This is a genomic window from Actinoplanes sp. SE50/110 (genome assembly GCF_900119315.1).
Lineage (GTDB): Bacteria > Actinomycetota > Actinomycetes > Mycobacteriales > Micromonosporaceae > Actinoplanes.
Genome location: NZ_LT827010.1, coordinates 6,472,064 through 6,493,297 on the forward strand (window position 1 = coordinate 6,472,064; position 21,234 = coordinate 6,493,297).

Sequence of the window (21,234 nt, forward strand, 5' to 3'; positions counted from 1 at the left end):
CAATGCCGTCCAACCCTGTCCGCATCGCCCCGTCGTGGGGACACCGCGGCCCCCACGCCGGCCGCGCCTCACACGTCGCTCCCGGCATGGAGTACCAGGGCACCACCCATCAGATGTGCGGGCTGTTCCCGTTCACCGCCGGCAGCGGCGCCCCCACTCTCGGCGTGCCGATCGGCCGGCACATGCTCTGGGGCGAGGTCGTCTGCCTCGACCCGCTCGAATGGCTGCGCGCGGGTCTGGTCACCAACCCAGGTGTTTTCGTTCTCGGACAGCCCGGTGTCGGCAAGGCGTTGGACGTCGACACGCCGGTGCCGACTCCGCACGGTGTGGCCCGGCTGGGTGACCTGAAGCCGGGCGACGCGGTGTTCGACGAGCACGGCCGGCCGACCACGGTGGTGGCGGTGTCCGAGGTGTGGACCGGCCGGACGTGTTCCCGGCTGCGGTTCTCCGACGCCACCACGGTGGTCGCTGACGACGAACATCTGTGGGTCACCCAAACCCAGGCGCAGCGGCAGGCCCGGGTAGTGGCCCGGCTCCGGCCGCCGGCGCGTCGGCCGCTGGGCACCGCGGCGGAACAGGCCCGGGTCGCCGAGTTGCTGGCCGCGGCCACGCCCGGGCAGGACACGACGCTGCCGGACCTTGCCGCGCAGGTGGGCTGGGATCAGCCGTCGGTCCGGGACCGGCTGTACCGGTGGGCCACCGGCTGGCCGGTCACCGGCCGCGCCGGCAACGCCCGCTTGTTCGACCGGTACAGCACCCTGCAGCAGACCGCGCTGATGCTCGCCGCCCCCGTCAACGATCAGCGTGAAGACACCGGGACGGTGACCACGAGGCAGATCCGGCAGACGCTGACGCACGCCGGGAAGACCAACCATGCGGTGCCGGTTGCGCCGCCGGTATCAGGCCATGATCGGCCGCTGCCTGTCCCGGCGCGGCTGCTCGGGCTGTGGCTGGGCGACGGCGCCACCGACCGGGCGATGTTCACCACCGCCGACCCGGCCCTGGCCGCCGAGTTCTCGGCCGCCGGCTACCGGGTGCTCGCCGGGCGCCGCTACCGGTACAGCATCAGCAGCCAGCGCCTTCCCGCACCACCAGCCGGAATTGTCTGCCGGCGCTGCCGGAAGCCGTTCGACGCCACCTACACCGGGCAGCAGTACTGTTCCCGGCCGTGCGCGGCCCGCGCCCCGCAGACCGGCCACCGGCAGGCCCGGACGTGTCAGCACTGCCGGCAGCCCCTGCGCCGCTCGAGCACCGGGCAGCGGCACCGGGCGTGCGCTCACGCGCAGACTCTGGTGGGGCAGCTGCGCGCGCTCGGCGTCCTGGGCGACAAGCACATTCCCGCTGAATACCTGCGGGCCAGCGTTGAGCAGCGGCGACAGCTGCTGTCCGGGCTGCTCGACACCGACGGCACGGTCAGCCCCGGCGGGCAGGTCCAATACACCAGCTGTGACCAGCGGCTCGCCGAGGACGTCTTCGACCTGATCGCGTCGCTGGGCTACCGACCGGCGATGAACCGCCGGGCAACCGGCAGCACCGTCACCGCACACCGGTACGCCTATCAGATCGGCTTCACCACCACCGACGAGGTTTTCGGACTCGCCCGCAAACGTGACGCCCACCGGCAGCGACGCCGGGCCGCGACACTCCGGACCGCGGTGCGTTACATCGTGGCCGTCGAGCCGGTGCCCTCACGGCCGGTGCGCTGCATCCAGGTCGCCAACCCCTCCGGCCAGTTCCTGGTCACCCGGGCCTTCATCGCCACCCACAACTCCACCATCGTCAAGCGCCTGGTCACCGGCATGTCCGGGTGCGGCACACACACCCTGATCCTGGGCGACACCAAACCGGACTACACCCCGCTGGTCCGGCATCTGGAGGGTCAGGTGATCCGGGTCGGCCGCGGCCTGGACCGGATCAACCCCCTGGACTCGGGGCCGTTGGGCGCCGTCCTGAGCCGGATGGGTGCCGAGGAGTCGCGGCAGCTGCGCCTGGAGGTCCGCGGCCGGCGCATGTCGCTGCTGCTCGCGCTGTGCGCGCTGGTGCGCGGCGGTCCGCTGTCGAACACCGAGGAGGTGATCCTGGGCCGGGCGATCGACGTCCTCGCCGAACGCCTGCCGCATGATCCGACGGTGCCGGACGTGCTGCACCTGGTGGAGTCCGGCGCCGACGAGCTGCGGGCGGCGGCGCGGGCCCGGACTGAGGGTGAGTACCGGCGCCGCGTCGACCAGCTGGTACCCACCTTGGCGTTGCTGTGCGAGGGGTCGCTGCGCGGGGTGTTCGACGGGCCGACCAGCACTGCCCTCGACCTGGACGCGCCGGCGGTCAGCGTGGACATCTCGCAGGTCGCCGCCGCCGGGGACCAGCTGGTGGCGGCTGCGATGCTGTGCACCTGGAGCTACGGGTACGCGATGGTCGACGCCGCCGCCGCCCTCGCTGATCATGGCTTGGCGCCGCGCCGGCAGTACCTCGGGGTGATGGATGAGCTGTGGCGGGCGCTGCGCGGCGCGTCCGGCCTGGTCGAGCACGCCGACGCGCTAACCAGGTTGAATCGGCAGAAGGGGATGGCGTCGGTGATGGTCACGCATTCCCTGGCCGACCTGGACGCGCTGCCTACCGAAGCGGACCGGGCTAAGGCGCAGGGGTTCATCGAGCGGGCCGCGATCAAAATCCTGGCCGGGCTGCCGCCGCGGGAGCTGGCCCGGGTCAACGACGTGGTCCGGCTATCGGGCCGTGAGCAGGACCTGGTCGCCTCGTGGGCCGCGCCGGAAGCCTGGTTCACCGGGGCAGCGCATCCCGGCCGCGGCAAATATTTGATCAAAACCGGTGAGCGGCCGGGCCTGCCGGTCGCCATGACGCTGGTCGACGAGGAGATACCGCTCTACGACACCGACGCCGCGATCCGTGACGTTCGCCCGGCCGTGGCCGGGCGGATCTGATCGGGGCCGGGGATGGTGTCGATGCGCCCGGTCGAGCCGCGCGGTAACGCCGGTGGGGCGACCACACCGTGGGTGGTTCTCGGGTTGTGCGCGGCCGGCTGGGTGGTGGTGTGGCTGGGCTGGCTGGCCGGGCGCCTGGTCGCGGTGTTCACCGGCCGGCCGGCCGGGCCAGGGTTCGGGGCTGATTTCACCCAGGGTGTGGTGCATGCCGGTTGGGCGCGGCTGTGGCCGGGGGTGTCCCCGACGGTAGTAGCGGTCGTCTACGCGGTGCTGCTACTGGCGCTGGTTGTGCTGGTCAGCGTGGGGGTAGCGGTCTGGCAGCGGTTCCGGCCCGATGCGGAGGATCCGCTGCCCGCGCTCGCCAGCCGGGCGGAGGTTGCTCCGATGAGTCTGGCGCAGACGGCGGCCAAGGCCCGCCGGCTGCGTCCGTCGCTGCAGCAGACTCCGGTCAAAGAGGTGGCCGAGGAAGCGGCCGGGGTGCTGCTCGGCGAGCACCGCCGCCGGCACGGTCGCGGTGACCGCGTGTACGGGTCGTGGGAAGACGTGGTGCTGGCGGTGATGGCGCCCCGCTCGGGTAAGACGACCGCGCTGGCGGTCACGGCGGTCCTGTCGGCGCCCGGCCCGGCGTTGGCCACCTCGAACAAGGCCGACCTGTGGGCGACCACGGCCACCGCCCGCGCCGGACGGGGCAGGGTGTGGACGTTCGACCCGCAGCACATCACCCACGTCGAGCAGACCTGGTGGTGGAATCCCCTCGCCGCGGTTGAAACGGTCGAGGACGCGCAGCGGCTCGCCGACCACTTCATTCAGGAGATCCGCGCGGAGAACGGTTCCGACGACTTCTGGGCCAAAGGTGCCCTGGACCTGCTGACCTCGCTGATCCTGGCCGCCGCGGTCAGCGGGGCCGGACTGGACGCGGTGCAGGAGTGGCTGTCGGACTCGATCACCCGGGTGCCCGGGCAACTCCTGGAGCAGGCCGGGTTCGCCGCGTCCGCCCGGGCCCTGGCCGGCCGGCAGGCCGGCGCCCCGGAAACCCGCGAGGGCATTTACGAAACCGCCCGGACCGCGGCCGCGTGCCTGGCCAACCCGGAGATCATGCAGTGGGTCACCGCCCCCGGCGACCGGCGGCTGCGCTCTCTGGACGTTGACGCTTTCGCCGGCTCCCCCGACACGCTCTACCTGCTGTCCAAGGATGGTGCCGCGGCGGCCGCGCCGCTGGTCGCCGGCCTCACCGACCAGGTGCTGCGCGCCGCGGTCACCCTGGCCGAAGCCACCGGTGGCCGGCTCGACCCGCCGCTGCTGGCCGTGCTGGACGAGGCGGCGAACATCTGCAAGATCCGGGACCTGCCGGACCTGTACTCGCACTTCGGGTCCCGGGGGATCTGCCCGATCACGATCCTGCAGTCGTACCGGCAGGGCGCCCGGGTGTGGGGTGAGCGCGGCATGGACGCTCTGTGGTCGGCGGCCACCGTCAAACTCGTCGGCGCCGGCATCGACGACGCCCGGTTCGCCGAAGACCTGTCCCGGCTCGTCGGTGAGCACGAGGTGACCGTCGCTTCGCGCACCCGCGACGGCTCCGGCACCACCTCCCACCAGGTGTCCACCCGCCGGCAGCGGATCCTGGAAGCCGCCCAGATCCGGGCGCTGCCCAAGGGCACGGCGCTGCTGCTGGCCACCGGTGTCCGGGTCGCGATGCTGACCCTGCTGCCCTGGTACGAAGGCCCGCAAGCGCAACAGCTGTCGACGGCGGTCGCCGCGAACACCGCGGACATGACCCGGCGGGCCGGGCAGGCACGCGCCGCACGCCGCGCCCGGTACGCCGACCGCGCCGGGCACACCGGCCACCGCACTGGCCGCAGCCCGGACGACGACGGCGCGGGCGGGGCCGCCGAGCACGACCACGACCGGGCCCGCCGCGCGGGCCGAACCCGGGGGTGATCGGCCGTGACCACCGCCGGTCCAGCTTCCGCCGCCGATCCGGTCCGGCTGCGGGTCGCGGTCCGCGCAGCGGTCGACTTCTACCGCCGTCAGCTGACCGGCCCGGCCGGCGGCCCGGCCCGCACCTACCTGCGGCAGCGTGGCCTGCAGCCGGTCGTCGACCGGGCCGGGCCGTGGCAGATCGGCTACGCCCCGCCCGGCTGGCAGAACCTGGCCCGGCACCTGCAGGCCAGCGGGTACACCGCCGAGGAGCTGGTCGCCGCCGGCCTGTGCCGGCGTCAGCACGCCGATCCCGGCCGGCTGCTGGACGTGTTCCGGGACCGGCTGATGTTCCCGGTCCGCGACCAGCACGGCCCGGTCGGCTTCACCGGCCGGGCCGCCCCCGGCGCCGGACCCGACACCCCGAAATACCTCAACACCGCGCAGACCCCGCTGTACGACAAGAGCCAGCTGCTGTTCGGCCTGGCCGAACAACAGGACCGGCTGCAGGCCGGCTGGCAGCCGGCACTGGTCGAAGGCCCCACCGATGTGCTGGCGGTCTGGCTGTCCTACAGCCGTGACGGCGACCGCGGCATCGCGGCGGTGGCCGCCTGCGGCACCGCGCTGACCCCGGCCCAGGCCGAGCAGGTCAGCGCCGTGCTCGGCGCCCAGCAGCACGGTGTGGTCACCGCCTACGACAACGACCCCGCCGGACGCGCCGCCACCGACCGCGCCTGGTCCCTGCTGCACGCCCGGCTGCCGTCCCGGCTGCTGCACCATGCCGTACTGCCCGCCGGCGCCGACCCGGCCACCCTACTGACCCGGCCCGACGGCCGCGTCGACCTGCGGGATACGCTGCAGGCACACACCCAGCCGCTGCTGGAAACCGTCGTCAACCACCGCCTGGACACCCTCCTCGACCGCAATCCACGGCTGCTGGACGACGTCGGCGGCCGCGTCGAAACCGCCCGGCACCTGGTCACGCTGATGTTCGACGCCGACGACAAGGCCGAAGCGATCCGCATCGGCGCACTCATCACCCAGCGCACCGGCATCAGCGTCCAGGCCCTCGTCGAGATCGCCGTGGACTATGTCGAAGCGTCCTGGTCCGAAGCCGCCGGAACGCTGAACAGCGCCGGTCCGGCACCTCCGGCTTCCCAAAGCGCCTTTCCACCCTTACGTCCGCGCGGCATGGTCGCGTCGCAGCCGTCTCCCGCAACGGCCCGTGCAACGCACCCGACGCGCCGCCGGTAAGCCGTCGAGGGGCGCCGTCACGGGCGGCCGCCGTCTCGGTTCTCGGCGATGAAATCCGTTCGTGCACTCCCTCAATGGCCCCACATTTTTGTCAGAGGGCGCGCCTAGGATGCCTCGCACGATCGACCGGCGCTGATGCCGGCCTGGCGAGGGTAGCGGGGGACAAGTATGCGCTGGTGGCAAAGGAAACCTAAAGATCGCGCCACGTGGTCTTTCGACCCGCTGGAAGGCGTGGGACCCCTACGGTTCGGGATGACGTCACAGCAGGTCAAAGCAGTTCTAGGCGCTGAGTCTTTGGAATCGTATCGAGGCTACGAAGGTAAGGAGTCATGGCAGCGGTACAGCGATGGCGGCGTAACCGCGATCTATGACCAGGGAGGCCTCGTCGCGGTGGCGATCGACGCGCTGGCCGGCCCCATGGTCCGGCTGCGGGAACTGGACCTCGTCGGCGGCAAGCCGTCCGCGGTGGCAGCCGGCATCCAGCAACTCGCGGGCCGCGACGACGCTGTCGTCACCGTGAACTGGAGCGGTGATCCTGAGGTGGCGGCCTGGGGGCTTTCCCTGGGCGCTACGCCGCAGTGGGGACTTTCGCCGTCCGGAGCGTTGGAACGCACCGGCATGATGGTCACCGACGCGCTGTTCGTCGGTGCCGAGTTGGCGGAGGATCCGTATTCGTCCGAGCCGATCATCAGATGGCGCGATGTCCGCGGATGGGAATGTGATCCCGGGGCATGGCTCGTGATCCCCGAGGAGAGCCGTGCGCGCTGGGACTGGACGCCGTTGAAGGCAGTGGGACCGCTCGAGTTCGGGATGACCCCGTTGCAGGTGTCGGCCGCGTTGGGCGGCGAAGCGCCGGCTGCCCGCCGCGGTTACTACCCCTCGCCGCTGCTGGAGAAGGCCGGACAGTGGTTTCCCAGCGAGGAGCGATTCGACGTTACCGGGGTCACCGCCCACTACCAGGGCTGGGACATCCCCTCGCTGGCGGCCGTCACCGTGCACGGGCGTACCGGCCCACAGGTCGCCTACGACGGCATCGATCTGATCGGCAAGAGCATTCCTGCTCTCGAAGCCACCCTCTACCAGCATGCGGGCAACGAAGGTGTAACCCTGGCCTTTGGCTGCAACGGAGACGTAGGGCCGCTCGATCTGAGTATGTTGGTCCGGGCGGCACGGGCCGGCGACGTCGTGATCAGCGAAGCCCGATTCGGCGTCGAAGATTGGGAAGACCACGGCTAAGCTCAGGCCCCGCCGAGTTCCACCAACGGCCAGTCCCACAGCCCACCTCAAAGTGCCGCCAGCCGTGCGACTTGCCATCCGTGAGTACCTGCTGGATCTCACTGAAGTCGGCATCGGCAGGGACGTCGAAAGCTACGAGCGGCAACTCGGCGCTGAACACTTCACCGCCCACGCCGAAACGTGCGAACGCAGCGTGGACGGCCGACGCGTTCGGGGCCAGCGGACCGGACGGTACCGGCAGGACCCTGATGACGCAATGGCCTGACGCCTCCAGCCGCGCCGATGTAGTCGGTCCAGGAACCGACACCTCGGCGCCGACGCAGCAACCGCGAAAGGATGGCGCTGTCCGCGCGTGCGGACAGCGCCATCAGGCCATGAGGGTCAGTTATCCCACCAGTTCCACCAGCCGTCGGGAGCCGTCTCGGTGGCGGCGATCGCTGGTAGTTCGTGCCGGGCGGTGTCGGCGGTCTTGCCCACGGTGCAGCCGCGGAACGGGCCGTCCTCGCCGCACAGCAGCGGCAGGTTGTGATCCAGCAACGGAAGCCACCCGACCATGCCGGTCACCTCCAGCCGGGCGCTTTCCCACGCGTACCAGAGCGCGGTCAGCCTGGTGACGGCCTCTTCGTGGCGCCACCACTGCCGGCACCAGTACCAGCGGGTCATCCCGACCGCGCCCACCGGGCGGGGGAAGGTCGGCAGCAGGTACGTGTTCACCCACTCCTCGACCGTGGAGTACAGCGGCTCCGCGCCCTCCTCCCCGGCTGGCACAGCCGCCGCGGCGGCCGAGGCGGCCGGCGCCGGTTCCATATCGCGCGCCGGGCCAGCCGGTTCGCTGGGCAGCCTGATCGGCTCCTCGGGGGTCACCGGGTCAAACAGGGTGGCGGGGTGGGCCCGGTTCGTGGTGGTCATCGGCGTGGTCCTGTCCGGTGAGGGGCTCGTCCCGGCCCGCCGGCGGGCGTCGGCCGCAGCTGGGCGCCCGGGGCGGCCAGCCGCAGCGGCGGGAACGCTTGCGCGCTGACCGCTCGCGGGGATCCGCTGGCGTTGTGGTGGCGGCCGATGCTCGCGGCGACCTGATCCGCGTCGGCGTCGAGCACTTTCGCGGCCACCTGCCCTTCGGTGTGCTCGTCGGCGGCCGTTGCTGGCCGGTCCAGCGCACCGGCAGCGGTCCGGCCGTCGGCACGATAGGCCCTTTCGATCGCCCGTCCCACGAGGAGCTCGGTATCGGCGGGCATGGTCTTCGCCTGCTCGACGGTGAACTGCAGCAGCAGGTCGAGCCCGTCAGCGGCGACCATGTTCTGCCGCCGCAAATCCGCCTGAAACGCCGCTACCGCGGCCGGGTCGACGTCGCGGGCCAGCACGGCGACCTGCGCCCGGACCGCCTGGTCGAACTCGTCGACAGCGTCCGGAACGTGGGTCAGCTGGCGACGGGACGGGCGGCCCGGCTGCGGCTCGGCGGCATGCTGCTGCTCCCACCAGTCGACGGCCGCGTCCGCCATCGCCTCGTGCGGAGCGACGCCGGCCCGGCATCGGCGCTCGTATCCGTCGACGAGGTCCGGCGCCAGGTGCCGCAGCCGGTGCAGCGCGTCCGCGGCGGTCTGCCGGCCGACCGGGGTGTCCCCGTGCACGGTCCCCCACCGCCACGCCTCGGCCGCTTCGAACAACGTGCCGCGCTCGCGCAGCGGCCGGTTGGCCTCAGCGATCTGCCGGGCGTAGCGGTCCGTCTCGCGCTGTTCTGCTGCCCGCAGCCGGTTGGCTTGCTGCTGCATCCGCGCGGCCTGGTCCTCACGCTGGGCCTGCCGCTCAGCCTCGGCAGCACGGTCCTGGACGCCGACCGCCGCGTAGCGGGCCGCCGCCTCGAAGACCGTCACCAGCGCACTCATCGCCTGCAGCATGCTCTGCCGGCCTTCCGCGAACGGATCCTCGTGTACTTGCTGCGTCAGATCCGTCATGGGCTCACCTCCTCTCTGATCCTCAGCCGGGTGTCCGCCAGCCATCGTTGACTGTCCGCATCGGTGTAAGGCGCACCGTTGCCGGTGCCGCTACCCGGCCGGCCCCGGCAGGGGCGAGAGCCCGTAGCGCCCGGGCGGCAGTGCGCGCGTCCCGCGCCTGGTGCAGCCGGTGCTGCGCGCCGCGGAGTTGTTCGACCGCGTCGGCCAGTAGCGCCAGTTTCAGAGTCAGGGCCAGCGCTGCGGACCGGTCCGGGTTGCCGGAGATCTGGCCCATCAGGGCGATCAGCCGGGACAGTGCCCGCAGGTCCTGCGACCGGCCGTCGGCGGGAACCGTCCGGCCGCAGCGAAGGCGCGCGGCGCGGTCAAAATGCTCGGCGGCACGGTGCAGCGGACCGGGCCGGTCACCTTCGCTGGCCTGCGCTAGCACGGTGAGCAGGTCCGCAGCGGCCGCCACCGTCGCCTGCGTCGCCGCTTGCCCGGCACCCAGCCCATCCCGGACGACCTGCGTAGCCTGCTGCGCCGCGGCCGCCGCCTGATGCAGCGCCGCCACTCGAGCAGCCCGGTCCACCGGCGGCCGCGGCGGCCCGGCATCCGGCGTGGGCATGCCCCAGCGGACCCGGAGCCGGGGCAGCGTCAGGTCGGCGGCAAGCTTCCCGCCGCCGAAGTACACCGGCGGGCTGCCGCCGCCCCGGCCGGGCAGCGCTACCGCGTATCCGGTGATCTGAGCCGGATCGACGGTGCTGGCCCGCAGCCGCACCAGCAGCCCGGACTCGCGCAGCAGCGCCACGAACTCCGATTCCGAAGTAGCGGTCGCCGCCACGGCCCGCACGCGGCGGCGCAGCTCGTCCCGCGCGGTGCTACTGCGCCCGGCCCGGATCGCCTTGTGCACCTCAGGGGTGTGCGGGCGCCGGTGCGCCGTCCAGTCCGCCGGAGCCACCTGGTACAGCCCGTAGCGTCGCTCCAACCGGCGTGCGGTGGCCTGGCAGCGCCAACGTTCGTTGCCCGGCCACACCGTCTCCCCGTCCTGCCGGACCAGGGTCGCCACCACGTGGATGTGATCGGCGGCGTGACGCACCGCGAGCCAGCGGACTCCGGGCCGGCCGTCGGCTGCTGCCAGGCCGACACCGGCGACCATCTCCCGGGCGATCTGGCCCCACTCGGCGTCCGACAGCACCCGGTCCGAGCCGTGGTTACGGATCGAGCAGTGCCACACCGGCTGCCGCGGCGGGTTCCGCCCCGCCCGTACCGGCTGCTCCAGCAGCCGGGCCAGCATGCTGACGTCCGGTCGACCTCCGACACCGGCCACGGGTTCCAGGTCGCCCGGTGACCGGCTGGGATCCCACACCGCTACTAGGTGCGGATTGACGTGCTCCTCGCACCGGCCCGGGCCGTACAGGTAGCGCAGCAGCCCCCCGACCCGCTGCCCCTGCGCCGCGATCTTCGTAATCACGGCAGACGCCCGTCGACCCGCTCCACCACCGCGTCGAGCGCGTCGAGGCGCCGCCGGCAGACGGCGACCGCGTCCACCAACCAGGGCGGGACGACACCAGTGCGATCGGCTGCGGTGACCGCCCGTTCGAGGTTCTCGCCGATCCCGGCTACTGCAGTCCGCGCTTGCAGCAGGTCTACTTGCAGCTGCCGCAGCTGCTCGCGCAGTGGATCCAGCCGGGCCGGGCGTGCCTGGCGGGCGAATGCCAGCCCGGCCTCGGCCAGGAAGCCCGTCGGGGTCATCCCCGCCGCTGCTGCCGCCTCGGTGAGATCGGCCAGCTCCGCTGCGGTAAACCGCGGCGCCAGCCGTCCCGGCCTACCCGGATACAGGTGCCGCCGGTCCCGGCCACGCACTTTCCCGGTCGTGTCGTCATCCACACCGCCCACAGTGGCGGGCACCCGTTGATGCTGCCGCGACTGGAGCTCACCGCGCCGGCCTAGGCGACCGCGCCGCAGGACGCCCTGTGGACCGCGCTCGGTCCGGTTACCCGTTCTACATCTTGCTCTCGGCGGGAGACCGGACGCTACTACTGGGCATGACGCCTGACTTGTTGATGAACAGCTAACGTCGACGAGGTCGCCGACGCGTTCGGCGTCAGCCGCGCCACCCTTTACCGCCACTTCCCTCAATGCCAGCTCGTATGAGCGCCACCCAACCGTTGACCATCGACCTGCGCGGTCACACTCGACGCCGCCGACCCTGCGCCCCCTTCGGAGCCCGTGATCACGATGAGCCCTCACCTTTACAGCCTCGACACCTCGCGGCTCTTCACCACGATTACGCCCGGACGCGGCCTGGCGTGGTTCTTGCTGATCGTCCTCGGCATGCTGGCCGTCTTGCTGACGATCGTTTACATCGGAACCCGGCCGGCCGTACGCGCATTTTTCCCGCGCGGCGCGGCGGCGCGGCGGCACGCGATCACCGCAGACGCTCGACGGATGCTCGCGCTGTGCGTTGGCGGCGACCTACTCCCCGCGAAGCAAGACGGCATCGCACCCGCAAAACCAGCATCGCGCGGACCTGGGCTGACCACCTGCGGCCGAAGCTGGAGCGCTACCTGCGCTCCTACCCTGCTGCGCCCGACCGGGCGGCAATCGCTCGGATCATCGACGACATCAACTACGCCTTGGAGCACCAGTTCTTCACCGACCTGGATGCCACTGCGATGACGACGATCGCGGGCGACCTCGACCATCTCGTGTTACTGACGGACCGAGACCCCGCCGACCAGCGACCGACCCGAAAGGACAAGCGGTGAAAGACGCCGATGTGTTCCTTCCTCGCCCTTTGTCGGGCGCATCGCAGCCGCGGCCAGCATCATCAACCTGGCGGGCTGCTTCGGCTGCTACTGGTAGCGGCACAGCCGCGACAACGCCGCTACCAGTAGCGGCCGCGTTGTACCAAACCGGGCTTTAGACGGGAAGCACGCCAGCCGTCAGGGTGTCGCTTCAGACGCTGCTACCCGAGTGTCGCTTCGATCGGAAAAAGTGTCGTATTCGCAGGACACGGGATGCACCGCTTAGCGGTCTGGCGGCACAGTTGCGCTGCGGGAAGGTTCGATGGCGGCGCCTCCGATGTCGACGTCGGCCCCGGAGCCTGTGTCCGCATGCGTTTCGGCACCGCCGGTTGTCAGGCGGCGGCGTCAACTGTCGCTGTCGCAGGGTCCTCGGTGTAAGCGACACTTTCGGCGCTCGGCCTGCAGAAGAAGGAACTGAGGGAAAAGCTCGGTCAGGAGACGGCGGGTGGATACGACCCGAGTCGAATTGCCCCTCGCCGCTACTCCTTGGTTGCCGACCGATTTCGGGCGCGAGCTACATCCTGAGTGCGGCGCCCCCGGTCCACATCTTCCTTGCGCCGCTGACCCCACCGCGGGTCGCGGCCGAACAACGCCGCGAGGTCAGTCCCGGTGATCCGCTCGCCAGCGGCGGTGATATCGCGGTACAGCTGCCGGGCGGTTTCGCGCTTCCACTTTTCCGTGCACGTCTCCATCTGCCCAGACGCCATCATGTCAGCCAATTGCTCCCGTAGCTCACGGGGCGAACTTGCCAGCTTCTGCTCTTGGGGATCGCCAGCCGGCCGCGGCTGCGGAACACGATGCGTGACCGCCGCGGGCCGGGGGGTGGCGGCAGCGATCGAGGCTTTCTCCCGGACGACGTCCTGCCGGCGAGCGGCCCGTCGCTGGCCGTGCCCCTCTGGCGCAATGACCGCCTGTCGCTGAGCGCCGGCACCGGCGCCCTCTGCACCGCGATGAGGTAAGGGAATGCGCGGGCTCGCTCGTTGCGACTGCTTCTGGTGAGGTAGTAGGTGCTGCCACGCCGGGTCCCCGCTGACCGGGTGACCACCGAGCGCGCAGACGTAGTCGTTGACGAACGCGTAGAGCGTTGCGTCGTCGAGCCGCGGGACGGTTGGCGCGAGCGTCATCGCCAGTTCGCGCGGGTCGGTCTCGTCGCTGCCGTCTAGCTCATTGATCAGCGCGACGCGCAGGTCCCCGATCTGTTGCTTCCATAGTTCGGAGCCGACCGGCGTGGTGACCGGCTGCGGCAGCAGGTCGCGCCACGGGTAGGTGGCCTTGCCGGGTTCGCCGTTCATCGCGCGGATGTAGTCGTTGACGAACGCCTCGACCACGCCTCTGCCCAGTTCGGGGACACGTAGGGTGGTCGAGGTGATCTGTTCAGCCAGCCGGGAGTAGGTCATGCGCGGCAGGTCGTCTGGTGTGATCTCGCGGTGGATGATCCACGCGAGGCGTTCGACGGCGAGCCGCCACCAGGGGGAGCCGACGATGGTGGCGGCGTGATGGACGCTGGTTGTCGGTATGGCGGCCCAGGCTGATGTCCGATCGGTCGGCACTTCGGCTGAGGTTTCCGGCGTCGTCATCTTGAGCATCTCGTCCGGCGTTACTGGCGCCGTAGGCCGCTGCTGATGCGATCCCGCCGCCAGCGCCGGGGCGGCAGCGTTCACCGGCGCCATCGGCTGAGTCACCGAAGGTTGTGCTGGCTGGTCCTCGGCCGCTGGTGGGGGCGGGGTGACCTGCGCGGGCCGGGCCGGGGAGACGGGGCTCGCCGGCATGGGTGCGGCTCCTGCGATCGGTCCGATCCGCACCGACCCGGGCGCCAGCAGATCCATCACCCGCTGGATCCGCGCCAGCTGCTCCACCACGTCCTCGACGACCGGCTCCCCGGCGGTCCGCGCGTCCTTCAGCAGCCGGCTGCGCCACCAGGCCTTCGGCCAGCGCCCCGAGCTCACCCGGTGATGGTTGACCACCATCCGACGCATCTGCCGCTCGGCCGCCATCCGCTCCAGATCCGGGTCGTCGTCCGGGATCAGCCAGCCCCACCGCTCGGCGAGCCGCCGCGGGCTGTAGGCGAAGCGTCCACGCCGGACCCGCTGCCCGGCCGCGGTCAGCGCCGCCCACCACATCAGGAAGATCACGCAGGGCACGGCGAGCCGCAGCAGCTTCTCGGTACCGGTGACCGCGTTGCTGGCCACGATGATGCCGGAGACGGCCGCGATCAGCGCCGCGATCCACAGCATCGGGCCGGGGTGCCCGGGCGTCTCGATCCTGCCGTCCGGCGCGTACACCGAGGTGTTGCGGTACTGCTCGGCGGCAAGGCTGGTGGCGGTCAGGAAGCAGATCTCGAAGACCGCGAAGACCAGCACCGCGAACACCTTGGGCAGGTGCAGCTGCTCGGTGGCGATCACCCACATGCCCTCGGCGTTGAGCAGCAGCGCCAGGTTCATGCTGAACGACAGCGCCAGCGGGCGCAGCGGCCGGCCGGAGCGTTTCGCCCAGATCGCGAAGCTGATCAGCAGGACGATGCCGAGCACACCGCCGGCGAGCAGCACCAGCGCCGCGTAGTCCGTCCAGAAACTCGCGAGCTGGTCGTTGAACGGTTTCACCTCGCGCGATTTCCTTTCGTGGGAACTCGTCCCGGTCCGCCAGGTTATGCGGTTGTCGATCAGTGTGGGGGGCGCTCCGTGACCGGGCCGCTACCGAAGCACCGATTCGTTGCTGCCGCTGGATGGCCGGGATGCTGTAGGAGCGGTGGCGTTGACAGGAGCGCTGCTCGGGAGCGGCACATGCGGTATCACGCGCCGGCTTGGTAGGCGTCGTCTCTTTGGTGATGGCCGGCATTTGCCTGCTACTACTGGCCGGTTCGCGCCTAGCCGGGCGTGGTGATGCCGGAGGGCCAGGTCAGGGGCGCGCCAGCACCGTCGCAGGTAGCGCTTCAGCAGCGCTGTCGGGCATAGGCGGCTGTCATGGTGAAGGCAATCCATCCGGGGCAGGGCCACCGGTGGATTGCTTTCTCGATCTACGCCGTTGTGACCTGGAGGTGCCCGGTGTCGCTGATCTGTCCGCCGTTCTGTCGGCGTGTCCACGACGAGTCGCCCGGAGAGGTTGTGGTGCACGAGTCGGCTCCCGTGCATGTTCCACAGTTGCCAGATCCGTGCCCTCAGCGGCCGCTACTTCTGCAACTGGCGCAGGCCGAGTACGACACTGTGCCGCGCCTTTACCTGGGTTCAGCTGAACTGGGGGTTGACGAGGCGGAGCGGCTACTTGCCGCCCTCGAGCCGCTTGTCGCGGCCCTACATGACGCTCAGCCGGCAGGTGCCCTCGGCCGAGGTATGCGCTGCGGCGTCGACGCGGCAGGAAGGCCGGCCAGCTGAGCGGCAGGCTGCGATCAAAGCCTGCTCCATATGACACTTCGATACATGCCGGCCGCGTCACCCCGCTGAAGCGCGTCGGCGTGGCAGTTCAACTAGTCTGGCTGAGCTACTCGATCGCTAGAAAACACGACGGCGCCATCCGGCCGATGACTGGTACCAGCGGTGGTCACTTCCTCCCACCGAGATCGGCTCATGGCCTTTTGCAGGTACTCGCAGGCGGCCCGTTCATCCCAGAACTCGCGGTGTTTGCCGGTGCTGCGCCACACCAGCCACCGGCCGTCCGCATGCTCACCGAGCCGGATCAGGCCGCGCTTCGACTGCCAGGCCCGGCGCCATGTCACCTCGTCTGCCCCCATGAGGGCAGGCTAACCGCCAGCGCCTTCTTCGGGCAGCACCCAGTCGTTGCCGCGTTTCACCCAGGGCCGGCCGTCGATCGGTTGCCCGGATCCGTCGTAGCCGGCCGGCACAAGCGTCCAGGTGCGTCGCAGTCGCCGCCCACGTCGGGCTGCCCCGCGGCACCAGCGCCCAGCGCGCGGCGGTCCGGTCCGGCTCGTCAAGGACCGCATCATCGACGGCGCTGTCGTCGACCGCTGATTGTCGTGTCGGGGTGCGGCGACGGCCGAGAAACCGGCCACCGCACCCCGACCTCTGCTATCCGCGGTCGTTCATCCACTGCACGCCCGGAAGCCATCGGTCGTGATCCACCATCTCCCGAACCAGATCAACAGCCACGTCGAATGCAATCGTGTCCTGGTTGTCGCGGCGGTCTTCCTGACCGTTGGACAGCAGGTACCCGCCAACCTCTCCGCTCGCACCAGGGTCGATGGCATGCTGGCCCGGATCACCCGGCTCATCCATCGACATCACCAGCGCCCGGTCGCCGTTCGACGAAATGACCAGCAGTCGGCCGTCGTCGTGCTGCAGCGCGGTTTCCAGGTTCCCTGCGGCGGCGCAGGCCCGCAGTTTGCGAGCTGCGTCAATGCCCGTCACCGGCTCGGTCTCGTCTGCGAAATGCCATGCCATAGGCGTCGACGCTATCAATCCAGCGGCTGCGGGGTGGATGGCCGCGCTGCGGTGATCAAAAAGCGGCCGTTGGGCGCAACGACTACGACCTCTTTGATGCCGGTGCCGCGGAGAAGGCTGCCTACTCCTCCATAGGCGCCGCAGCCGTCGCACAGCGGCCGATCGACATACATGACCGCCCGGTCGGCAGTGATTTTCGCGTTCTTGGCCTGCTGGAAAACGTCGCCTTCGGCATGGTCGCGGGTGTAGGCGTTCACCGGGATGTCGGTGACTTTGCCTTTGCCGTTGCGCCCGTAGAAGATTTGTCCGCCGACGTCGAGCCGGGCCGCGGTGTCCTTGTCTGCGTCGGTGCCCGCTTCCGGCATGCCCTGGCGCTTACGGAATGCGGCGAGGTCGTTGAACGGGTCGCCGGTGCATGCCTTCCCGGTTACCGGGCACTGGTAGGCCTGCGCCTGCTGCTGTTCGGCGGCCAACTCTTTGGTCTTCTTGGTGACCTCGACCTCGGTCTGTGCGGTGGCGTATACCTGCGCGCTGGCCGTCGAGCTGACCGTGACGGTGCCGCCGCCGGCGGCTTTGGCGGCTGCTTCTTTCTCTGCTTTGATGGCGGCAAAGGTTGCGCCGGCTTCTGGTGAGGTGCAGGAGATCGACGTGGCGCCGTTCGGTTTCATCGGGATGGGCCCGGCCTCGCAGCTACCGGCGGGCTGGCCGTCAATGCGGATGTCGGCGTTGAGGACCGCAGACACGCTGCTGTCGGCGATTTTCCCGGGGCTGGTGGTGGCGAGTTTGTTGCTGACTTGCGTGGTGATCCGGCAGCCGGAGACACCGCAGGAGATGGTGCCGGTGCCCTGTGCGCTGAACTGCACGCTCGTGTCGACGGCGTCCGTCAGTTGAGCCGTGTTGCCGGCAAGAGTGCCGAAGGCTTTGTCGGTGGCGGCCGAGTCCAGCGAGAACAGATCCATCTGCCCGGGGATTGGTTTACCGGCGGCCGGCGGCGGGGCTCGTTCCGGCTGCTGGTGGTGCAGCAGTTGCTGGCGTAGCACTCCGGTCGGCAGAGCGGGCAGGCCGGGTAGTGACGGCAGATCCGGCAAGGCGGGTAGGGACGGCAGGGTGGGGACGGCTGGCAGCGACGGCATGGTGGGCAGGGTTTTGCCGCTGCTGGCCGGGTCGAGCCGCAGGACGCGGAACGGTGCCGTGTCGGTGATGTAGATCGTGACGTTGGGGGTGGCTACTTTTCGGGCGGCCACGCCGTTGATATTGCTGGTGGGGCCGCCGTCTTTGGGGAAGGGCCCGGCCTGGTCGAGGGCGGTGAATAGGGTGTCAGCCAGGTCGGCTGGTGCTGGCCATGTGCCGGACAGGGGTGCTGCTGTGGAGGCCGGCCCGGTCACCCACCGGTTTTGGAATTTTGTCCCGAGTAGGCCGGTCGTGAATTTCACATAGTTTCGCTTGTTGATGGTGAGCAGATCTACGTGCTGTCCGGCGATGGATATCGCGCCGAAACTGTCGCCGTTACCGGTGACGGTGAGGTCGGCGGTAACGCCGGCGATAGTCGTCGTGTATCGCAGCATGGGTGCTGCGGCGAGGTTCGCGACGGCTCGGTCGAAGGGGCCCCGGTCGGCTTTGGGCCGGTCGCGGAGAAACCAGATGGTGGCGCCGACCGCGATCAGAAGGACGGCAGCGGCGGCGATGCCGATGATCCACCAACGGCGGTGTGAGTGTCTGGGCGGGCTTGCGGGGTGAAGCGGGTCCGGTGGGACCACGCCGAATGTGGGTGGCGGCGGCAGCGCGTTGATGGGTTGGTAGGGCTGTTCGGCGGTCATCGCGTCTCCGAGTAGATCGATTAGTGTCGAGCTATCCTGCCGTACGCGGCGGTTGCCGGGTTTCCCTGGGCCGCATGTCGGTGATGCTGTTCACGGCAGCCGCAGCTGATCTCCACGGTGGTGACCGCCCGCAAGTTTTCACTTCTTGATCTCCCCCAGGCGGGTATGTCCCAGTGTTGTCACAACCGGCCCGGTGCTTCGGCCCGCCCTGTACAGCAGTTCGCCCCGCCAGGCGAACCTGTGCGGGGCGGGCCGCTTCTTCGTCTACCGTTAGCTTTCTGAGTTAGGGTCTCCGAAGGCAAGCTGCGGAATGTCCTGGCGCAGGCGCTCGATCAGGCGGGCGTTGCTGCCATCCGATGGCGGCAGGTCTTGCGGGAGTCCCTGCAGCGCCAAATCCAACGTGATCTGCTTGGTGGCGCCCGGCGCTAGCCGGCGCACGTGGTCCAAGGTGGTGTTGTACAGCTCGACAGCACGATCGGGGTCGGTCACCCACAACCACGACAGCACTTTGCCGAACGGGTCACCCATGCGAACCACATCGCCGGGCGACCAGGCGTCGAGGGTGAGTCGGGCGGTATCAGTGACCAGAGCGTGGGTGAGGTGCATCAGGACGTCCTCGGGGACGGGCACCGTTTTCCGCGTTGTCATGCCAGCATTCTCACCGTTTCGCCGTTAGACGGCCCATCGACGGCACTCTGGTTGAGGCCGGCAAGCTCCCGCCAGTTCGTCGGCGTGTGGGTGGCGGTGGCCACGGTGGCATCACTGCCTGCCGTGTAGGCCGCTTGCCGGATTTCGTGGACGGCCTGCGCGTCAGTAATCACCCCGGCCTCGTAGCGAGTGCCGGCCGAGATGACGGCGCGTTCGTACTGGGTGGGCATGGTGTATCACCGTTGCGCGATTGCGGGTCGCTACCCGCGGCCAGCGAGGTTGAGTAGTTGGGTGAGCCCGTCCCGGAATGCTTCGGCCTGCTCCAGACTGATCGACGCGGTCACGCCGACGCCGATCCACACGTTGACTGCGATGGCGGGTGGTCCGTCGTAGGCGGAGGTGAGCCGGGCCGAAACTTGTCCGCCGTTCGCGGGCCGTCGCCACGTCCCGACACGCACCTCGTTGGAGCGGTGCCGGGTCAGCGACTGCAGGGTTTCCTCCCGGGTGCACCACGGCGGGTGCTCGTTAGCTTCGGTCATTGCGCGAGTCCGAGCGCCAGTAGGGAAGCAGCGCCGGTTACGGCGAGCATCCACACGACAACCGTTTCTATCCCGGAGCCGGTCCGGAACCGCATCCACCGAGGCGTGCCGACCGGTGTCCACCGGCAGCCCCGGATCCGGAGCGGCCACAGCAGCGGCACCCGGGAGAGGGTCAGCGCGTCGCCGAGGTTGTGGGCGAGCCACCCCCAGAGCACGGCGAGGCCGAGCCACCACCATGACTCGCTAGGCCGTGTCGCCAAAGGGTCATAGCCACTGCAGCAGTGCGGCGATGGTGACGGTGGCCTGGAACGAGCTGCCGGTTTTGTCGTAGCGAGTGGCCACGGACCGGCATTGCTTAAGTCGGTTGGAGCAGCGTTCCACCACGTTGCGGTGCCGGTAGATCAGCTTGTTGAACGTCGGTGGACGGCCGCCGCGAGGCCCACGGTTGCGGCGGCCTTTCTGCTGGTCCGAGCGCTCTGGGATGGTGTGCGCGATGCCGCGGCGGCTCAGGTAGCGGCGGATCGCGCGGCTGCTGTACCCCTTGTCGGCGATGACATGATCCGGTCGTGTGCGGGGGCGTCCCGGTCCGATGCGTTCGACGCGGATGGCCGCCATGACCTGCTCGAAGCGGGTGCAGTCGTTGACGTTGCCACCGGACAGTACGAATGCCAGTACCCGCCCGGCGCCGTCGCAGGCCAGGTGGATTTTGGTGGTCAGTCCACCACGGGATCGTCCGAAGGCGTGATCCGGTTTATCCGTTTCCGAGCGCCCCTTTTTGCGCCGGCGGCGTGCTGGTGGGCCCGCACGATCGTGGAGTCGACCGAGACCAACCAGTCGATGTCGGCGTTGGCGTCTGCTGCGGCGTGGGCGGCGGTGAGCATCTTGGTGAACGTGCCGTTGAGTGCCCACCTGCGGAAACGGGTGTAGATCGACTTCCAGGAGCCGTACCGGGCGGGCACATCGCGCCACGGTGCGCCGGAACGAATCTTCCACACGATGCCGTTGAGGACCCGGCGGTCGTCCTCACGAGGGCGACCACCGGTGATCACCGACGGCAGGTGCGGTGACAACGATTCCCACTCGGCGTCGGTCAGCTCATAGCGGCGCATCACGCCGTACATCATCCACGGTCATGATCCTTTGAAGACACGGCCTAGGCGTGGCAGTGTCCGCGATCGCGGCAGCAGCGGCGCCGATGAGCAGCGCTCCGATGCTGGCGGCAAACCGGTGTGCGCCTCTGCTGTGGTAGCGGAACTTGCCGGGCAGAATCAGGTCGCCGATCTTCGCCCTCAGCCGCGACGACAGGGCGGCGTGCGCGGCAGCCACACCGCCACTCCGACCACGATGAGGGCGGCGACCCGGCCGGCGGCCAGGCATGCGGTCGTGGTGATGGCCCCGGCCAGAACAGCACAGAGCGCGGTATGGGTGATCCCGCGATGCCCGCCCCGATCGGGGCCGGTCGAGCAGTGCCGGCAGGACGAGGTGCGCAGGACTGCGGCGGCGCGCTCGACTCCCCCAGCGATCAAGCAGGTGAGCCAGCCCAGCGAGTGCGCGATCGTGGACTGCGGGTGGTCGACGTCGGGAGCGAGGGCCATGCCGGTAGCTACGGCCGCCCCGATCGCCACGGTCAGAGGTGAAGGTTCCGAACCGGCAGCCGCGAGTACCGCACAGCCAGCAAGCCAGCCGACGGCGCCGGACAGGGCATGAGACTTACCCATCATGAGAGGTCACCGCGCTGGCTGAGATCGTCGGACGGCGATC

Annotated in this window: 20 protein-coding genes and 2 pseudogenes; 7 read left to right on the forward strand and 15 right to left on the reverse strand. The window is 70.0% G+C overall.

Annotation, left to right across the window (positions count from 1 at the left end):
- Positions 1 to 2: 2 nt before the first annotated feature.
- From ACSP50_RS43570 to ACSP50_RS29240, 4 genes are all read left to right on the forward strand, one after another.
- Positions 3 to 2,936, forward strand: a complete 2,934-nt coding sequence (locus ACSP50_RS43570; protein WP_014692895.1) for an LAGLIDADG family homing endonuclease — start codon at positions 3 to 5, stop codon at positions 2,934 to 2,936.
- A gap of 21 nt (positions 2,937 to 2,957) precedes the next feature.
- A complete protein-coding gene (locus ACSP50_RS29230) occupies positions 2,958 to 4,874 on the forward strand; it encodes a type IV secretory system conjugative DNA transfer family protein (RefSeq protein WP_014692896.1) in 1,917 nt (638 codons plus the stop codon).
- A 6-nt stretch (positions 4,875 to 4,880) separates the two neighbouring features.
- The gene (locus ACSP50_RS29235; protein WP_014692897.1) at positions 4,881 to 6,107 is read left to right on the forward strand and encodes a toprim domain-containing protein; all 1,227 of its coding nucleotides are present in this window, start codon (positions 4,881 to 4,883) and stop codon (positions 6,105 to 6,107) included.
- Between the two features lie 252 nt (positions 6,108 to 6,359).
- Entirely contained in the window at positions 6,360 to 7,343 is a 984-nt protein-coding gene (locus ACSP50_RS29240) for a hypothetical protein (RefSeq protein ID WP_080128060.1), read from the forward strand.
- On the opposite strand, the gene ACSP50_RS29245 is transcribed toward ACSP50_RS29240, so the two are convergent.
- The 5 genes from ACSP50_RS29245 to ACSP50_RS29265 all read right to left on the reverse strand — a co-directional run bounded on the left by ACSP50_RS29245 (position 7,297) and on the right by ACSP50_RS29265 (position 11,023).
- The gene (locus ACSP50_RS29245) at positions 7,297 to 7,650 is read right to left on the reverse strand and encodes a DUF4265 domain-containing protein (RefSeq protein WP_080128061.1); all 354 of its coding nucleotides are present in this window, start codon (positions 7,648 to 7,650) and stop codon (positions 7,297 to 7,299) included. The genes ACSP50_RS29240 and ACSP50_RS29245 overlap by 47 nt on opposite strands.
- 74 nt (positions 7,651 to 7,724) lie before the next feature.
- Complete coding sequence (locus ACSP50_RS29250; protein WP_014692899.1) at positions 7,725 to 8,252, reverse strand: DUF4913 domain-containing protein; 528 nt, start codon at positions 8,250 to 8,252, stop codon at positions 7,725 to 7,727.
- Complete coding sequence (locus ACSP50_RS29255) at positions 8,249 to 9,292, reverse strand: hypothetical protein (RefSeq protein ID WP_014692900.1); 1,044 nt, start codon at positions 9,290 to 9,292, stop codon at positions 8,249 to 8,251. Before ACSP50_RS29255 ends, ACSP50_RS29250 begins: the two co-directional genes overlap by 4 nt.
- Before the next feature lie 22 nt (positions 9,293 to 9,314).
- Positions 9,315 to 10,742: a hypothetical protein gene (locus tag ACSP50_RS29260; protein ID WP_014692901.1), complete on the reverse strand. Its 1,428-nt coding sequence runs from the start codon at positions 10,740 to 10,742 to the stop codon at positions 9,315 to 9,317.
- Positions 10,739 to 11,023 (reverse strand): hypothetical protein, encoded by a 285-nt coding sequence (locus ACSP50_RS29265; RefSeq protein WP_014692902.1) that lies wholly within the window; start codon positions 11,021 to 11,023, stop codon positions 10,739 to 10,741. Before ACSP50_RS29265 ends, ACSP50_RS29260 begins: the two co-directional genes overlap by 4 nt.
- A 348-nt stretch (positions 11,024 to 11,371) precedes the next feature.
- Here ACSP50_RS29265 and ACSP50_RS45205 point away from each other — a divergent pair.
- Positions 11,372 to 11,425: pseudogene (locus ACSP50_RS45205) on the forward strand (hypothetical protein); the annotation flags it as partial.
- 305 nt (positions 11,426 to 11,730) lie between these two features.
- Positions 11,731 to 12,039, forward strand: coding sequence for a hypothetical protein (locus tag ACSP50_RS42480; RefSeq protein WP_014692903.1), 309 nt, complete (start codon positions 11,731 to 11,733; stop codon positions 12,037 to 12,039).
- A gap of 518 nt (positions 12,040 to 12,557) precedes the next feature.
- Here the strand turns inward: ACSP50_RS42480 and ACSP50_RS29275 are convergent.
- Positions 12,558 to 14,486 carry an MFS transporter gene (locus ACSP50_RS29275; RefSeq protein WP_369858110.1) on the reverse strand — a complete coding sequence of 643 codons (1,929 nt, stop codon included), beginning with the start codon at positions 14,484 to 14,486 and terminating at the stop codon, positions 12,558 to 12,560.
- On the opposite strand from ACSP50_RS29275, the gene ACSP50_RS44305 reads away from it, so the two are divergent.
- Positions 14,470 to 14,637 carry a hypothetical protein gene (locus tag ACSP50_RS44305; protein WP_231956744.1) on the forward strand — a complete coding sequence of 56 codons (168 nt, stop codon included), beginning with the start codon at positions 14,470 to 14,472 and terminating at the stop codon, positions 14,635 to 14,637. The two genes, ACSP50_RS29275 and ACSP50_RS44305, sit on opposite strands and share 17 nt — an antisense overlap.
- Positions 14,638 to 15,538: 901 nt before the next feature.
- On the opposite strand, the gene ACSP50_RS42485 is transcribed toward ACSP50_RS44305, so the two are convergent.
- The 9 genes and pseudogenes from ACSP50_RS42485 to ACSP50_RS29315 all read right to left on the reverse strand — a co-directional run bounded on the left by ACSP50_RS42485 (position 15,539) and on the right by ACSP50_RS29315 (position 21,194).
- Positions 15,539 to 15,802 (reverse strand): hypothetical protein, encoded by a 264-nt coding sequence (locus ACSP50_RS42485; RefSeq protein ID WP_155123663.1) that lies wholly within the window; start codon positions 15,800 to 15,802, stop codon positions 15,539 to 15,541.
- Between the two features lie 295 nt (positions 15,803 to 16,097).
- Positions 16,098 to 16,469 (reverse strand): hypothetical protein, encoded by a 372-nt coding sequence (locus ACSP50_RS29280; protein ID WP_014692905.1) that lies wholly within the window; start codon positions 16,467 to 16,469, stop codon positions 16,098 to 16,100.
- Between the two features lie 14 nt (positions 16,470 to 16,483).
- On the reverse strand, positions 16,484 to 18,286 hold the full coding sequence (locus ACSP50_RS29285) for a deaminase (protein WP_014692906.1): 1,803 nt from the start codon (positions 18,284 to 18,286) through the stop codon (positions 16,484 to 16,486).
- 270 nt (positions 18,287 to 18,556) lie between these two features.
- The gene (locus tag ACSP50_RS29290) at positions 18,557 to 18,934 is read right to left on the reverse strand and encodes a hypothetical protein (RefSeq protein ID WP_014692907.1); all 378 of its coding nucleotides are present in this window, start codon (positions 18,932 to 18,934) and stop codon (positions 18,557 to 18,559) included.
- Positions 18,931 to 19,164, reverse strand: a complete 234-nt coding sequence (locus ACSP50_RS29295; protein WP_014692908.1) for a hypothetical protein — start codon at positions 19,162 to 19,164, stop codon at positions 18,931 to 18,933. Before ACSP50_RS29295 ends, ACSP50_RS29290 begins: the two co-directional genes overlap by 4 nt.
- A 30-nt stretch (positions 19,165 to 19,194) precedes the next feature.
- A complete protein-coding gene (locus ACSP50_RS29300; RefSeq protein WP_014692909.1) occupies positions 19,195 to 19,473 on the reverse strand; it encodes a hypothetical protein in 279 nt (92 codons plus the stop codon).
- Complete coding sequence (locus ACSP50_RS29305; RefSeq protein WP_014692910.1) at positions 19,470 to 19,688, reverse strand: metal-dependent hydrolase; 219 nt, start codon at positions 19,686 to 19,688, stop codon at positions 19,470 to 19,472. Before ACSP50_RS29305 ends, ACSP50_RS29300 begins: the two co-directional genes overlap by 4 nt.
- Positions 19,689 to 19,737: 49 nt before the next feature.
- Positions 19,738 to 20,582: pseudogene (locus ACSP50_RS29310) on the reverse strand (IS5 family transposase).
- Between the two features lie 180 nt (positions 20,583 to 20,762).
- On the reverse strand, positions 20,763 to 21,194 hold the full coding sequence (locus tag ACSP50_RS29315) for a metal-dependent hydrolase (RefSeq protein ID WP_014692913.1): 432 nt from the start codon (positions 21,192 to 21,194) through the stop codon (positions 20,763 to 20,765).
- Positions 21,195 to 21,234 lie beyond the last annotated feature (40 nt).

Bases quoted from the DNA above. Each gene is read 5' to 3' on its own strand.
- ACSP50_RS43570 (WP_014692895.1), top strand. From the start codon at position 3: ATGCCGTCCAACCCTGTCCGCATCGCCCCGTCGTGGGGACACCGCGGC.
- ACSP50_RS29230 (WP_014692896.1), top strand. From the start codon at position 2,958: ATGCGCCCGGTCGAGCCGCGCGGTAACGCCGGTGGGGCGACCACACCG.
- ACSP50_RS29240 (WP_080128060.1), top strand. From the start codon at position 6,360: ATGACGTCACAGCAGGTCAAAGCAGTTCTAGGCGCTGAGTCTTTGGAA.
- ACSP50_RS29250 (WP_014692899.1), bottom strand. From the start codon at position 8,252: ATGACCACCACGAACCGGGCCCACCCCGCCACCCTGTTTGACCCGGTG.
- ACSP50_RS29255 (WP_014692900.1), bottom strand. From the start codon at position 9,292: ATGACGGATCTGACGCAGCAAGTACACGAGGATCCGTTCGCGGAAGGC.
- ACSP50_RS29265 (WP_014692902.1), bottom strand. From the start codon at position 11,023: ATGACCCCGACGGGCTTCCTGGCCGAGGCCGGGCTGGCATTCGCCCGC.
- ACSP50_RS29275 (WP_369858110.1), bottom strand. From the start codon at position 14,486: ATGTGGGTGATCGCCACCGAGCAGCTGCACCTGCCCAAGGTGTTCGCG.
- ACSP50_RS42485 (WP_155123663.1), bottom strand. From the start codon at position 15,802: ATGGGGGCAGACGAGGTGACATGGCGCCGGGCCTGGCAGTCGAAGCGC.
- ACSP50_RS29280 (WP_014692905.1), bottom strand. From the start codon at position 16,469: ATGGCATGGCATTTCGCAGACGAGACCGAGCCGGTGACGGGCATTGAC.
- ACSP50_RS29285 (WP_014692906.1), bottom strand. From the start codon at position 18,286: ATGACCGCCGAACAGCCCTACCAACCCATCAACGCGCTGCCGCCGCCA.
- ACSP50_RS29290 (WP_014692907.1), bottom strand. From the start codon at position 18,934: ATGACAACGCGGAAAACGGTGCCCGTCCCCGAGGACGTCCTGATGCAC.
- ACSP50_RS29295 (WP_014692908.1), bottom strand. From the start codon at position 19,164: ATGCCCACCCAGTACGAACGCGCCGTCATCTCGGCCGGCACTCGCTAC.
- ACSP50_RS29300 (WP_014692909.1), bottom strand. From the start codon at position 19,473: ATGACCGAAGCTAACGAGCACCCGCCGTGGTGCACCCGGGAGGAAACC.
- ACSP50_RS29315 (WP_014692913.1), bottom strand. From the start codon at position 21,194: ATGATGGGTAAGTCTCATGCCCTGTCCGGCGCCGTCGGCTGGCTTGCT.